This is a genomic window from Sphingomonas sp., from assembly GCF_039594485.1.
Lineage (GTDB): Bacteria > Pseudomonadota > Alphaproteobacteria > Sphingomonadales > Sphingomonadaceae > Sphingomonas.
Genome location: NZ_JBCNNI010000007.1, coordinates 86772 through 99699 on the forward strand (window position 1 = coordinate 86772; position 12928 = coordinate 99699).

General features: G+C 66.8%; 13 protein-coding genes. 8 read left to right on the forward strand and 5 right to left on the reverse strand.

Going from position 1 to position 12928, the window contains the following annotated elements:
• Positions 1-12: 12 nt before the first annotated feature.
• Entirely contained in the window at positions 13-2505 is a 2493-nt protein-coding gene (gene gyrB, locus ABDV78_RS04750; RefSeq protein ID WP_343526098.1) for a DNA topoisomerase (ATP-hydrolyzing) subunit B, read from the reverse strand.
• Positions 2506-2702: 197 nt separating this feature from the next.
• Here gyrB and ABDV78_RS04755 point away from each other — a divergent pair, with 197 nt between their 5' ends.
• Positions 2703-3095 carry a hypothetical protein gene (locus ABDV78_RS04755; RefSeq protein WP_343526100.1) on the forward strand — a complete coding sequence of 131 codons (393 nt, stop codon included), beginning with the start codon at positions 2703-2705 and terminating at the stop codon, positions 3093-3095.
• 58 nt (positions 3096-3153) lie between these two features.
• On the opposite strand, the gene recF is transcribed toward ABDV78_RS04755, so the two are convergent.
• From recF to ABDV78_RS04770, 3 genes are all read right to left on the reverse strand, one after another.
• Complete coding sequence (gene recF, locus ABDV78_RS04760) at positions 3154-4197, reverse strand: DNA replication/repair protein RecF (protein ID WP_343526102.1); 1044 nt, start codon at positions 4195-4197, stop codon at positions 3154-3156.
• 64 nt (positions 4198-4261) lie between these two features.
• Entirely contained in the window at positions 4262-5377 is a 1116-nt protein-coding gene (gene dnaN / locus ABDV78_RS04765) for a DNA polymerase III subunit beta (RefSeq protein ID WP_343526104.1), read from the reverse strand.
• Between the two features lie 152 nt (positions 5378-5529).
• The gene (locus ABDV78_RS04770) at positions 5530-6144 is read right to left on the reverse strand and encodes an outer membrane beta-barrel protein (protein ID WP_343526105.1); all 615 of its coding nucleotides are present in this window, start codon (positions 6142-6144) and stop codon (positions 5530-5532) included.
• 147 nt (positions 6145-6291) lie between these two features.
• Between ABDV78_RS04770 and ABDV78_RS04775 the strand changes: the two genes are divergently transcribed.
• The 4 genes from ABDV78_RS04775 to ABDV78_RS04790 all read left to right on the forward strand — a co-directional run bounded on the left by ABDV78_RS04775 (position 6292) and on the right by ABDV78_RS04790 (position 9549).
• Complete coding sequence (locus tag ABDV78_RS04775; protein ID WP_343526106.1) at positions 6292-6936, forward strand: histidine phosphatase family protein; 645 nt, start codon at positions 6292-6294, stop codon at positions 6934-6936.
• On the forward strand, positions 6933-7409 hold the full coding sequence (locus ABDV78_RS04780; RefSeq protein ID WP_343526107.1) for an invasion associated locus B family protein: 477 nt from the start codon (positions 6933-6935) through the stop codon (positions 7407-7409). Before ABDV78_RS04775 ends, ABDV78_RS04780 begins: the two co-directional genes overlap by 4 nt.
• Before the next feature lie 78 nt (positions 7410-7487).
• Entirely contained in the window at positions 7488-8696 is a 1209-nt protein-coding gene (gene rlmN, locus ABDV78_RS04785; RefSeq protein WP_343526108.1) for a 23S rRNA (adenine(2503)-C(2))-methyltransferase RlmN, read from the forward strand.
• Positions 8697-8790: 94 nt separating this feature from the next.
• On the forward strand, positions 8791-9549 hold the full coding sequence (locus tag ABDV78_RS04790; RefSeq protein WP_343526109.1) for a sulfite exporter TauE/SafE family protein: 759 nt from the start codon (positions 8791-8793) through the stop codon (positions 9547-9549).
• Positions 9550-9562: 13 nt separating this feature from the next.
• On the opposite strand, the gene ABDV78_RS04795 is transcribed toward ABDV78_RS04790, so the two are convergent.
• Entirely contained in the window at positions 9563-10183 is a 621-nt protein-coding gene (locus tag ABDV78_RS04795; protein WP_343526110.1) for a flavin reductase family protein, read from the reverse strand.
• 28 nt (positions 10184-10211) lie between these two features.
• On the opposite strand from ABDV78_RS04795, the gene ABDV78_RS04800 reads away from it, so the two are divergent.
• Genes ABDV78_RS04800 through ABDV78_RS04810 form a run of 3 tightly spaced genes read left to right on the forward strand, consistent with a single transcriptional unit; the run spans position 10212 to position 12919 of the window.
• Positions 10212-10934 (forward strand): cytochrome b/b6 domain-containing protein, encoded by a 723-nt coding sequence (locus ABDV78_RS04800; RefSeq protein WP_343526111.1) that lies wholly within the window; start codon positions 10212-10214, stop codon positions 10932-10934.
• Positions 10931-11674: a molybdopterin-dependent oxidoreductase gene (locus tag ABDV78_RS04805; protein ID WP_343526112.1), complete on the forward strand. Its 744-nt coding sequence runs from the start codon at positions 10931-10933 to the stop codon at positions 11672-11674. The genes ABDV78_RS04800 and ABDV78_RS04805 overlap by 4 nt, the downstream gene beginning before the upstream one ends.
• An 18-nt stretch (positions 11675-11692) precedes the next feature.
• Positions 11693-12919 carry a cyclopropane-fatty-acyl-phospholipid synthase family protein gene (locus tag ABDV78_RS04810; protein WP_343526114.1) on the forward strand — a complete coding sequence of 409 codons (1227 nt, stop codon included), beginning with the start codon at positions 11693-11695 and terminating at the stop codon, positions 12917-12919.
• The last annotated feature ends 9 nt before the right edge of the window (positions 12920-12928 follow it).

Consider the following 12928-nt stretch of genomic DNA (forward strand, 5'->3'; position numbering starts at 1 on the left):
GGCGCGAGGGTTTTACACGTCCAGATTCGCCACGTTCAGCGCATTGTCCTGGATGAACTCGCGCCGCGGCTCGACCACTTCGCCCATCAAGCGGCTGAACACCTCGTCCGCCGCCGCGACATCGTCCGACGTCACGCGCAGCATCGAGCGGACCGACGGGTCGAGCGTGGTTTCCCAGAGCTGCTCGGCATTCATCTCGCCCAGACCCTTGTAGCGCTGGATCGCCAGCCCCTTGCGGCCCGAGGTCAGGATCGCCTCCAGCAACTGGCTGGGACGCGCCACGCGGGTCTCGCCGCGCGCCAGCGTCGTGCTGTGGCCCTCCTCATCGGTAGGCACGGCGTCAGCCGAAGCCTCGGTCGTGGCGCTGCGCAGCGGCACCAGCTTGCCCGCCTGGGCAAAGCTCTCCGCCTGTTCGGCGGCCAGCGTATGCAGCTTGCGCGCCTCGGCTGAGGCGATGAAGCTGGCCTCGACGATGTGGTGGTCGGTCACGCCGCGCCACAGCCGCTCGAAATGGACGCCGCCATCCTCGGTCAGCCGCGCGGACCAGCGCGCCTCATGATCGCCCGATTCCAGACGCCGCGTGGTTTCGACCACCGTCGCCATGCGCTGCTCGCGGGTCAGCACGGGGTCGAGCGCGCCGGCCAGCGCCAGCACCTCGATGATCGACGCATCGTAGCGCCGGGGCACATACCGCATGAGGGTGCGCATCCGCCGCGCATGATCGACCAACGCCTTCAGGTCGTTGCCCGACCGCGCGCCACCCGGCCCTTCGAGCACCATGGTCGAAACGCCCGCCTCGACCAGATATTCGTCGAGCGCGGTGTCGTCCTTCAGATAGACTTCGGACCGCCCCTTGGTCGCCTTATACAAAGGTGGCTGGGCGATGTAGAGGTGCCCGCGCTCGATCAACTCGGGCATCTGGCGATAGAAGAAGGTCAGCAGCAGCGTGCGGATATGCGCGCCGTCGACGTCTGCGTCGGTCATGATGACGATCTTGTGGTAGCGCAGCTTGTCCGCGTTGAAATCGTCGCGGCCGATGCCGGTGCCCATCGCCTGGATCAGCGTGCCGATTTCCTTGGATGAGATCATGCGGTCGAACCGCGCGCGCTCGGTATTCAGGATCTTGCCGCGCAAGGGGAGGATCGCCTGGAAATGGCGGTTGCGCCCCTGCTTTGCCGAGCCACCGGCCGAGTCACCCTCGACCAGGAAGAGTTCGGACTTGGCGGGATCGCGCTCCTGGCAATCGGCCAGCTTGCCGGGCAGCGAGGCGATGTCCATCACCCCCTTGCGCCGGGTCAGTTCGCGGGCGCGCTTGGCGGCCTCGCGCGCGGCGGCGGCGTCGATGATCTTGGCGACGATCGCGCGCGCGTTCTGCGGATTTTCCTCCAGCCAGTCGGCCAGCTTGTCGGCGATCAGGCTTTCGAGCGGCTGGCGGACCTCGGAGGAGACCAGCTTGTCCTTGGTCTGGCTGCTGAACTTCGGATCGGGCAGCTTGACCGAGACGATCGCGGTCAGCCCCTCACGCATGTCATCGCCGGTCAGCGTCACCTTCTCCTTCTTCAGGAGGCCCGACTTGTCGGCATAATTGTTGAGCGTTCGGGTCAGCGCCGCGCGGAAGGCGGCGATATGGGTGCCGCCATCACGCTGCGGGATGTTGTTGGTGAAGGCGAGGACATTCTCGTAATAAGAGTCGTTCCATTCCAGCGCGACGTCCATGCCGATCGCATCGCGCTGGCCATGGATGGCGATGGGTTCGGGGAAGAGCGGCGACTTGGAGCGGTCCAGCCACTTCACGAAGGCCGCGATCCCGCCCTCATAATAGAGTTCGACCGTCTTGGGTTCCTCGTGCCGCGCATCGGTGAGGAACAGGCGGACGCCCGAGTTCAGGAAGGCGAGTTCGCGATAGCGGTGCTCGAGCTTGTCGAAGTCGAACTCGGTGATCTTGAACGTCGCCGGGCTCGGCAGGAAGGTGACGCGCGTGCCCTTCTGCCCCGGCTCGGCCTTGCCGACGACCTTCAGCGGCGCGACCGCATCGCCGTGCGCGAAGCGCATGTAATGCTCCTCGCCGTCGCGCCAGATGGTCAGGTCCAGGAACTCGGACAGCGCGTTGACCACCGAGACGCCGACGCCGTGCAGGCCGCCCGACACCTTGTACGCATTGTCGTCCGAGGTATTCTCGAACTTCCCGCCCGCATGGAGCTGGGTCATGATGACCTCGGCCGCCGACACGCCCTCTTCGGGGTGGATGCCGGTCGGGATGCCGCGGCCATTGTCGGTGACGCTGACCGAGCCGTCGGCGTTCAACTGGATGTCGATGCGGTCGCAATGCCCCGCCAGCGCCTCGTCGATCGCGTTGTCGCTGACCTCGAACACCATGTGGTGGAGGCCCGAACCATCGTCGGTGTCGCCGATATACATGCCCGGCCGCTTGCGCACCGCGTCGAGGCCCTTCAGCACCTTGATCGAGGAGGCGCCGTACTCATTCGTCTGGGGGGTATCTGCCATAGCGAGTATATAGGAATTACGGGCCCCAAGGGGAAGCAAAATGGGACGGCGGCGCGGCCGTTTCGCCGCCCTTTTACACCCCCCTCACCCCCGCCCGGCGGAAGCGGTCGATCCTGACGCCGAATTCACCCATCGCACGGGCGCCGCGCATGGAGTAGCGCGTATCGACAGACACTCAGACGATCAGGAGACATGGGATGATGGCCAAGTCCATGATGTTCGCGACCCTGCTGACGATGCTGGCCACTGGCCCGGCGGCGGCCCAGTCGACGGCCCAGTCGGTGCGGCGCGATTATCCCGGCTGCGACCTGCGCAAACAGCATCGCCTGCGCGCACCCACCGGGGGGACGATCCGCGACCCCCGGCAGGCGCATATCGCCATGCGCGCCAACATCCTGCAGGCCGATATAAGCAACGCCCGCAAGGCGCGCCGCCTGACCCAGGCACAGGCCCAGACGCTGTGGCAACAGGTTGATCGCGTGCGCCGCGACACCAACGCCGCCGTGTCACGGCAAGGCTTCCTGAGCGGGGGCGAGCTTGCCAGCTATGACCGGGCGCTGGACATGGTGGCGGCGAGGCTCTGCCGATAGAGCGTCGGCGGCGCACGACCAGGATCCGGGCCGTCCGGGATCCTTCCGTCCCGCGCCCTCAGAACGCCACCCGCGTCGCCTCCCCCGGAACATCGGTGAACAGGGCGGGCTCGGTACCAGTCACCCAGACCTGCCCACGCCCCGCCAGCCGCTCGAACAGCGCGGCGCGGCGCGACGGGTCGAGATGCGCCGCCACCTCGTCCAGCAGCAGGACCGGCGGCACGGCACGCCGTTCCGTCACGAGATCGGCATGGGCCAGCACGATGCCCAGCAGCAACGCCTTCTGCTCGCCGGTCGAGCAGAGCGCCGCCGCCTGCCCCTTGGCGACATGGATGACCGACAGGTCGGCGCGGTGCGGGCCCACCAGCGTCCGCCCCGCCGCCGCATCGCGCCTGCGCCCCATCGCCAGCGCATGGGCAAAGGCGGGTGGGTCCACCGCCTCCCCCTCCAGCGCCAGCGACGCGCGGGCGAACACGCTGTCCGGCGCGTCGGCCAGCCGCTGGTCGAGCGCCGCGACGCCGGCGACCCGTGCGGCATCGACCGCCGCGCCATGTTCGACCATCCGCGCCTCCAGCGCGCTCAGCCAGTCGGGATCGACCGGCCCTTCGCTCGCCAGCAGCCGATTGCGCTCGCGCATCGCCGCGTCATAGCGGGTGGCGTGCATCCCGTGCGCCGGGGCCAGCGCCATCACCAGCCGGTCCAGGAACCGCCGCCGCTCGGACGCGGGCTCGACGAACAGCCGGTCCATCGCCGGGGTCAGCCACAGCACGGCCAGCCAGTCGGCCAGCGCATTGGCGCTTGCGCCTGCCCCCTGCACCCGGACCACCCGTCGCTCGGGCGCGGAGGGGAGCGCGCCGGTGGCGATCTCGACATCACCGTCCAGCGTCGCGGCCACGCCGAACCCGCCCTTGCCCCCCTGCCGCGCCATCGCCGACAGCGCGGCGCGCCGCAGCCCCCGGCCGGGCGCGAGCAGCGACACCGCCTCCAGCACATTGGTCTTGCCCGCGCCATTCTCGCCGGTCAGCACGACGAACCCCGCGCCTGGGAAAAGCGCGAGGTCGGCGTGATTGCGGAAATCGGTGAGGACAAGGCGGGTCAGCATTGTGTCCGCCTTATCGGGTATGAGCCCTCAATACATCCTCCCCCGCAAGGGGAGGAATGGGTCGTCAGACCCGCATCGGCATCAACACGTAGAGCGCAGGCGCCTTGTCATTCTCGCGGATCAGGGTCGGCGCGGCGGCATCGGCCAGATGGACCTCCACCAGATCGCTGTCGATCTGGCCCAGAATGTCGAGCAGATAGCGGCTGTTGAACCCGATCTCGAAGCCGAGCGAGGTGTATTCGCCCGGCACCTCTTCCGACGCGGTGCCGTTTTCGGGGCTGGTCACCGACAGGGTGATCCGGTCGCGGTCCAGCGCCATCTTTACCGCGCGGGTCTTTTCCGTCGCGATGGTCGAGACGCGGTCGACACCCTGCATGAACGCCTTGGGGTCCAGCTTCAGGATCTTGTCGTTCGCGGTCGGGATGACGCGGGTATAGTCCGGGAAGGTCCCGTCGATCAGCTTGGACGTCAGGATCGCCTGGCCCAGGTCGAAGCGGATCTTGGTGCCCGACAGCGACACGCCGACCGAGCCGTCCACCTCGTCGAGCAGTTTGCGCAGTTCGCCCACGCACTTCCGCGGCACGATCACGTCGGGCATGCCCTCGGCCCCGTTCGGACGATCGATCGTCACGCGCGCCAGGCGGTGGCCATCGGTCGCGGCTGCCTTCAGCACGGGCGCGCCATTATCCTCGGCCACATGCAGGAAGATGCCGTTGAGATAATAGCGCGTCTCTTCGGTCGAGATGGCGAAGCGGGTCTTGTCGATGATCTGCTTCAGGAGTTCGACGGGCAGCTCGAACTGGGTCGGCAATTCGCCCTCGGCGATGACCGGGAAATCGTCGCGCGGCAGGGTGCCAAGCGAGAAGCGCGCGCGGCCCGCGACGATGGTCATGCGACCGTCGGCGGCGGTGAGCTGTACCTGGCTTCCCTCGGGCAGCTTGCGCGCGATGTCGAACAGCGTGTGCGCCGACACGGTGGTCGAACCCGGCTGGTCGACCGCGGCGGCCACGCTGTCGTTGATCTGCAGATCCAGGTCGGTCGCCATCATCCGCAACTGGCCTTCGGCAGTCGCCTCCAGCAGCACGTTGGAAAGGATCGGAATCGTGTTCCGCCGCTCCACCACCGACTGGACATGGCTCAAACCCTTGAGCAGCGTTGCGCGTTCGATCGTCGCCTTCATTTCCTGATCCCCCGCCGGAACGACCGCATGGTCCCCGAGTCCGAAAGTGATAAATGGCCTTGGTTCCTACCCGCTAAGAAGGGGCCGGAGCAAGGCTCCGACCCCTCGAACATTGGTAGTAAAACCACCGTTAATGTGGAAAAGAATGCCGCTTAGAAGCGCAGGCCGACCCCGGCAAGCAGCTGGTGGCGGTTCGGATTGATGCCGACGCCGTCCAGTTCGTCATAATGCGAATAGCGATATTCACCCTTTACGAAGGTGTTCGGGCTGATCGCATATTCCAGGCCCGCGCCCAGGCGATAACCGCCCACTTCCTGCGAATTGACGGTGGTGACGCCCGCCGTGGTGTAGCGCGCATCGAACTTGGCGTTGGTGTAGCCGGCCTTCAGATAGCCCAGCGCGACCGGCGAGATGACATAGCCGACGCGCGCGCCGGCATAGAGGTCACGCCCCGCACCCAGGCGGAATTCGTCGCCGGGCACGCGGATGCCGTTGCTGCGCGTGTCGGAGCTGGAGCCCGTGATCTCGCCCTCGGCGCCCAGGATGACGGGGCCTGCGGGAATGTCATAGCCGATGCCCGCGCCATACAGCACGCCATCGCTCGAACTCTTGTCCTGACCCTGGCGGTCGTTCAGGCTGTCATAGCCGATCAGGCCCTCGACGCGGAAACCCGTGAAGGGCTGGCCGGCGGTCGTCTGCGCGGCGGCTGGCGCGGCGGCGGCGAGAACGGCCGAGGTCGCCAGGGCGGCGAGCATGAGCTTACGCATGAACTATACTCCAATTACTGTACCGGCCGCCGTTACATTCGGCGGTCGGCGCACCAATGGCGCGAAAGCCGGGACGTTGCATGAACCTCAGCTAAACAGGAAAAAGCGTTGCATATGCGCAACAGCCACGACAGGGGATCATCGGTCATGACCGCCCCCTCCGCCCCATCAATTCGTCAAGGACGCGACTATATCGCCCGGCATGGCGAGACGGTGTTCAACCGGATCGGACGCATCCAGGGCGACCGGGCCGATCTGCACACCCCGCTGACCCGGCGCGGCTTCGCCCAGGCCGATGCGATCGGCGAGGCCCTGCGCCAACGACTGGGGCCGACTCCCGCGCTGACGCTCTGGTCCTCACCCACCGGCCGCGCGCTTCAGACGTTGGCGGTGATCGCCGAACATCTGGAACTCGACTGGCATGGCACGGCCCAGGACGTGCGACTGATCGAGCTGGGCTTCGGAAGCTGGGGCGGGAGGGATCATGCCGATCTGATCGCGGCGCATGGTCCGATCGTCCATCCGCATGGCATGACGGTGGGATCCCCCGATGGCGAAACCTATCCGGCGATGGCGGCGCGACTGGCGGCATGGCTGGCCGACACGCGCGATCATGACGGCGACCGGCTGATCCTGATGCATGGCCTGTCGAGCCGGGTGCTGCGCGGCCTGATGCTCGGCCTGCCCGACGATCCCTATTGCGGGGTGCCGGTCGCCGAGCGCCTGCCACAGGGCTCGATCGTGATGATCGAGGGTGGCCGCGAGACGCTGATCCACCGGGCATCGGCGTGAAGCGGCTGGCTCTCGTCCTGGCACTCGTCGCCGCGCCCGCCGCCACGCGCGAGACGATCGGCATCTACAAGGGCTGGGGCGCATTCCGCGATCCCGACCGTTGCTATGCCATCGCCCGCCCGATCCTGGCGAATGGACGCAGCGGAGGCTTTGCCGGGATCGGCACCTGGCCCGCCAGGCGGCTGCGCGCCTCGTTCCATCTGCACCTCAGCGCGTCCCGCGACCGTAGGGCGGGGGTCACGCTGTCCATCGGTGAGCGGCGCTTTCCACTGGTCGGCACCGACCGCGATGTCTGGGCCCCCGACGCGGCGACCGATCACGCACTGGTCATGGCGATGCGATCGGGGCGCAGCATGAGCGTGTCGACAGTCGACACCCTCCGCCGCCCCTTTGCCGACACCTACACACTGGCGGGCGCGGCCGCCGCGATCGACGCCGCGACGCTGGCCTGTGTGGAGGGGAAGGCTGGCTGACGACCATTCCCGGGGGATGAGTGACCGGGCTTCGTCCGACCAGTGGAAATGGGCGCGATTTTGCGCTATGGGCGGGACATGCAGACAGTTTCGGCCGCCCCCATGCCCATCCCCGGGCACATCGATCCCGTGCCCGTGCCGCGCGGCGTGCAACCGCGCCCCGATGGCCGGGTCGACCTGATCGGCCTGACCAAGGACCAGTTGCGCGAGGCGCTGCTGTCGGCGGGCATGGAGTTGAAGCAGGCCAAGCTGCGCTCCAAGCAGATCTGGCACTGGCTCTACAATCGCGGCGCGACTCGCTTCGCCGACATGACCGACATCGCCAAGGCGCAGCATCCCTGGCTGGAGGAGCGCTTCGTCATCGGCCGCCCCGAGGTGGTCGAGGCGCAGGTGTCAAGCGACGGCACCCGCAAATGGCTGCTCCGCTCGCCCGACGGGCAGGATTACGAGATGGTGTTCATCCCCGACGCCGATCGGGGAACGCTCTGCGTGTCGAGCCAGGTGGGCTGCACGCTAAACTGCCGCTTCTGCCATACCGGCACGATGCGGCTGGTCCGCAACCTGACCGCGGGCGAGATCGTCGGACAGGTGATGCTGGCACGCGACTCGCTCGGCGAATGGCCCAGCCAGCCCGAGGGGCGGATGCTGACCAACATCGTCATGATGGGCATGGGCGAGCCGCTCTACAATTTCGATGCCGTGCGCGATGCGCTGAAGCTGGTGATGGACGGTGACGGGCTGGCGCTGTCCAAGCGGCGCATCACCCTGTCGACCAGCGGCGTGGTGCCGATGATGGCGCGCGCAGGCGAGGAGATCGGCGTGAACCTGGCCGTCTCGCTCCACGCCGTGACCAAGGATGTGCGCGACGAGATCGTGCCGCTCAACAAGAAATACGGTATCGAGGAACTGCTCCAGGCCTGCGCCGACTATCCGGGTGCGAACAATGCCCGGCGTATCACGTTCGAGTATGTGATGCTGAAGGACAAGAACGACTCGGACGCCGATGCGCACGAACTGGTCCGGCTGCTGCGCCACTATAAGCTGCCCGCCAAGGTGAACCTGATCCCGTTCAATCCCTGGCCCGGCGCGGCCTATGAATGTTCGGACCCGGAGCGGATTCGCCGCTTCTCCGATATCGTGTTCGAGGGCGGCATCTCCGCCCCGGTCCGCACGCCGCGCGGCCGCGACATCGACGCGGCCTGCGGCCAGCTCAAGACCGCTGCCGAGAAGAAGAGCCGCGCACAGCTCGACCGTGAGGCGGAGGAAAAGTTCGCGGCGCTGGGGTAAGGCCCATTTCATCGTCACCTATGGGGGAGGATAGGGGTCCGCCAAGCCCCCTCCCCGTGAGGCAAGCCCCCCGCTTCATGCGTTACGCTCCGCGATGATCGACTGGACCTTTCTTGCGCTCGCCGCCGCCGGGGGCTTTGTCGGCGGCGCGATGAACGCGCTCGCGGGCGGCGGCAGCTTCTCCACAATGCCGACGCTGATCGCGCTGGGCCTGCCCTCCACCGTCGCCAACGCCACCTCCAACGTGGCGCTTCAGCCCGCCGCGATGGCGAGCGCCTGGGCCTATCGCCACGGGCTGGAGCCCGTCATGGGCGTGTCGATGCGGCGGATGGCGGCGCTGACCTTCGTCTTCGCGCTGCTGGGCAGCATCCTGTTGTTCCTGACGCCGCCGCGCGCCTTCGACCTGATCGTCCCCTGGCTGCTGCTGACCGCGACGATCGCAATCGCGGGCGGGCGGCATGCGTCGGACTGGCTGGCGCGGATCGCCCGCCCCGGCCCGCGTGCGCTGATGGGCGCGCAGGCGGTGCTGGGCATCTATGGCGGTTATTTCGGCGGGGGCATCGGCATGATGCTGACCGCCGCCTGGGGGTTGCTGTCCGGGCACAGCCCCGCCCAGCTCGCCGCGCCCCGCACGCTGATGCTGGCGACCGCCAATGCCGCGGCGACCATGGTCTTCATCGCCACCGGCATGGTCGCCTGGGCTCAGTGCCTGCCGATGCTGGCAGGCGGCATCCTGGGCGGGTGGAGCGGTGCGCTGATCGGGCGCAAGCTGCCGCCCGGGCTGATCCGGGGATGGACACTGTTGCTGACGACGGTGACGACGGCGGTGTTCTTCTGGCGGGGTTATGCGTGAGGCGATTCCCGCCTCAATCCGGCCGCCGCATCTCGAACCGGGCGGACTCGGTCACTTCGAAATAGTCGACCGGGCCACCCCCGCGCAGGATCGGACGGGCGCGGGCGGTCTGATAGATGCCGTTCTCGATCAGGTCGGCGGCGATATGGATGCCCACCGCCTCGCCGATGACCAGCCACTGGTCGAGTTCGCGCCCCTCCTTGGTTTCCAGTCGGATGAGCTGGGTCAGGCGGCATTCGAACGAGACCGGGCTTTCGGCCACACGGGGGGCCGCAACCATCCGCCCATCCTGGGCCGTCACGCCCGCCAGGCCGAATTCATCGACCTCGGCCTCGACCGCAGCCGAACTGGCGTTCATCGCATCCGCCAGCGTCATGGTGGCGAGGTTCCAGGTGAAAACCTTCGTCTCGGCGATATTGGCGACCGAATCCTTCCACCCCTGCGACGAAAAGCCGATCAGCGGCGGGCGGTAGTTGAAGACGTTGAAAAAGCTGTAGGGTGCCAGATTGTTGACGCCCGCGTCCGAGCGGCTGCCGATCCAGCCGATCGGGCGCGGGGCGACGATCGCATTCAGGGGATCGTGCGCCAGGCCATGGCCGTTGACGGGTTCGTAGAAATGCCAGCTATCGTTCATGGGTTTTCGTCACCGAAAGGGAGAAGGGATGCAATCGGGAACGCCGACCGAGCCGGAAAGACCCGAAAAGGTCCTTCGTCGTCACGGACTGGTGACGCGACTGTGGCACTGGGTCAATGCGGTCGCGGTGCTGATCCTGCTGGGATCGGGGCTGGGCATCTCCAACGCGCATCCCCGACTCTATTGGGGACGCTATGGCGCCAATTTCGACCCGGAATGGGCAACGCTTCCCCATTTCCCCGCCTGGATCACCATCCCTTCGCGCTACAATCTGGCGATCTCGCGGCGATGGCATCTGTTCTTCGCACTGGTGCTGGGCTTCGGCCTGCTCGCCTATATGGTCGCGGGCCTCATGACCCGGCATTTCCAGCGCGACCTGCGTATCCGGGGCCATGAGCTACGGCCCGGCGCGATATGGACCGACCTGAAACGGCATCTGGCCTTCCGCTTTCATGACGAGCGCGATCCGCGCGCCTATAATCTGTTCCAGAAGCTGAGTTACGTGCTGGTCCTGTTCGTCGCCCTTCCCCTGGCCATCCTGACCGGAATCGCGCTGTCGCCGGGCATGAACGCCGCCTGGCCCTGGGTGTTGGAGATATTGGGCGGGCGGCAGTCGGCGCGGTCGATCCATTTCATCACCGCGAGCACGCTGGCGTTGTTCACCATCGTTCACCTGGTGCTCGTCATCCTGGCAGGACCGTTCAATGAGGTGCGATCGATGATCACCGGCCGCTGGAGGATTCCCGAATGATCCGCCGCCGCACTATCCTGACCGGCGGCGCGGGCCTGCTCCTGGCGGGCTGCGACCGGATCATCCAGCAACCGACCGCGCGCAAGATCCTGTTCGCGGGCGAGGACATGCAACGGGGATTGCAGCGCGCGCTGATGGACCGGGGTGCGCTGGCGCCGGAATATCGCCGCGACCAGATGTCGCCCTATTTCCGCACCAACGGCACCCGCAATCCGGGGACGCCGGAATATGCCGCGCTGGTGGCCAACCGTTTCGAGGACTGGCGGCTGAAGGTCGGCGGCCTGGTCGGCACCCCCCTGTCCCTCTCGCTCCGGCAGGTCGGCGAATTCCCGGCGCGTCGCCAGATCACCCGCCATGACTGCGTCGAGGGATGGAGCGCGATCGGCGAATGGATGGGGCCGATGCTGGGCAGCGTGCTGAAGGCCGCGCGGATCAGCGACCGGGCGCGCTATGTCGTCTTCACCTGCGCCGATCTGTACGGCGGGCAACCCTATTATGAATCGCTCGACCTGATCGACGCCTTCCACCCGCAGACGATCCTGGCCTGGGGGATGAACGGCCGGATGCTGGACATCGGGCACGGCGCCCCCCTGCGCCTGCGGGTCGAGCGGCAACTGGGCTACAAGCACGCCAAATATCTGATGCGGATCGATGCGGTGGAGAATTTGTCCAACATAGGTTTGGGCAAAGGCGGCTATTGGGAAGACCATGTCGATTATGACTGGTATGCCGGAATTTAAGGCACTAGTTCGTGCCATATGGCGCTGATCGATCTCTTTCTGTCGCGCGCGGTCCGCAAGGGCCGCCTGTCCCTCACCCATCATGACGGCTCGGTGCGCGAGTTCGGCACGCCCGAACCCGGTTATCCCGATGTCGCGATCCGCTTCACCGACGGCCGCGTCGCCGGGCAGATCGTCCGCAACCCGGCGCTGGCGGCGGGCGAGGCGTTCATGGACGGCCGCCTCGTCGTCGAGAAGGGCGATGTCCGCGACCTTGTCGAACTGCTGACCGTCAACGACAAATGGGAAGCGGGCGGGGCCAATCTCAACCCGTCCTGGCTGGTCCGCGCAGGCGGCGCGATCAAGCACCGGGTCGACCGGATCAACATGGAGCGCCGTTCGAAGAAGAACGTTGCCCATCATTACGACCTGTCGGGCACGCTCTACGAACTCTTCCTCGACACCGACCGGCAATATAGCTGCGCCTATTTCACCGATCCGAAGAACGACCTGGAGCGGGCGCAGCGCGACAAGAAGGCGCATATCGCCGCCAAGCTCGCGATCGAGCCGGGGATGAAGGTGCTCGACATCGGCTGCGGCTGGGGCGGCATGGCGCTCTACCTGCACCAGAAATGCGGCGCCGAGGTGCTGGGCGTCACCCTGTCCGAGGAACAGTTGAAGGTCGCCCGCGCCCGCGCCGAGGCGCTGGGCGTCGCCGACAAGGTGAAGTTCGAGCTGATCGACTATCGCCGGGTGGAGGGGCGGTTCGACCGTATCGTCTCGGTCGGCATGTTCGAGCATGTCGGCCCTCCACAATACCGGACCTTCTTCCGCAAGTGCCGCGACCTATTGAGCGAGGACGGCGTGATGCTGCTCCACACCATCGGGCGCTTGAGCGGGCCGGGCGTCACCGACGACTGGACGACCAAATATATCTTCCCCGGCGGCTATAATCCGGCGCTGTCGGAGATCGTGCGCGCGCAGGAGGGCTTGCGCATGTTCCTGACCGATGTGGAGGTGCTGCGCTGCCATTATGGCTGGACGCTCGACATCTGGTACGACCGGACGGTGGCGGCGAAGGACCGGATCGTCGAACTCTATGACGAGCGGTTCTACCGCATGTGGCTCTTCTATCTGGCGGGCGCGGGCGCGGCGTTCCGCAACGGGGGCCTGTGCAATTATCAGGTGCAGTTGACACGCGGTCGCCTGTCGGTGCCGGTGACCCGCGACTATATGTATGAGGGCGAACGGGCGCTGCGGGACTGATGATCCTCC

What these genes read in the sequence shown, in the direction of transcription:
- ABDV78_RS04775 (WP_343526106.1), top strand. Translation starts at nt 6,292, where the DNA reads ATGACCGCCCCCTCCGCCCCATCAATTCGTCAAGGACGCGACTATATC.
- dnaN (WP_343526104.1), bottom strand. Translation starts at nt 5,377, where the DNA reads ATGAAGGCGACGATCGAACGCGCAACGCTGCTCAAGGGTTTGAGCCAT.
- ABDV78_RS04810 (WP_343526114.1), top strand. Translation starts at nt 11,693, where the DNA reads ATGGCGCTGATCGATCTCTTTCTGTCGCGCGCGGTCCGCAAGGGCCGC.
- ABDV78_RS04805 (WP_343526112.1), top strand. Translation starts at nt 10,931, where the DNA reads ATGATCCGCCGCCGCACTATCCTGACCGGCGGCGCGGGCCTGCTCCTG.
- gyrB (WP_343526098.1), bottom strand. Translation starts at nt 2,505, where the DNA reads ATGGCAGATACCCCCCAGACGAATGAGTACGGCGCCTCCTCGATCAAG.
- ABDV78_RS04790 (WP_343526109.1), top strand. Translation starts at nt 8,791, where the DNA reads ATGATCGACTGGACCTTTCTTGCGCTCGCCGCCGCCGGGGGCTTTGTC.
- ABDV78_RS04800 (WP_343526111.1), top strand. Translation starts at nt 10,212, where the DNA reads ATGCAATCGGGAACGCCGACCGAGCCGGAAAGACCCGAAAAGGTCCTT.
- ABDV78_RS04770 (WP_343526105.1), bottom strand. Translation starts at nt 6,144, where the DNA reads ATGCGTAAGCTCATGCTCGCCGCCCTGGCGACCTCGGCCGTTCTCGCC.
- ABDV78_RS04755 (WP_343526100.1), top strand. Translation starts at nt 2,703, where the DNA reads ATGATGGCCAAGTCCATGATGTTCGCGACCCTGCTGACGATGCTGGCC.
- ABDV78_RS04795 (WP_343526110.1), bottom strand. Translation starts at nt 10,183, where the DNA reads ATGAACGATAGCTGGCATTTCTACGAACCCGTCAACGGCCATGGCCTG.
- recF (WP_343526102.1), bottom strand. Translation starts at nt 4,197, where the DNA reads ATGCTGACCCGCCTTGTCCTCACCGATTTCCGCAATCACGCCGACCTC.
- rlmN (WP_343526108.1), top strand. Translation starts at nt 7,488, where the DNA reads ATGCAGACAGTTTCGGCCGCCCCCATGCCCATCCCCGGGCACATCGAT.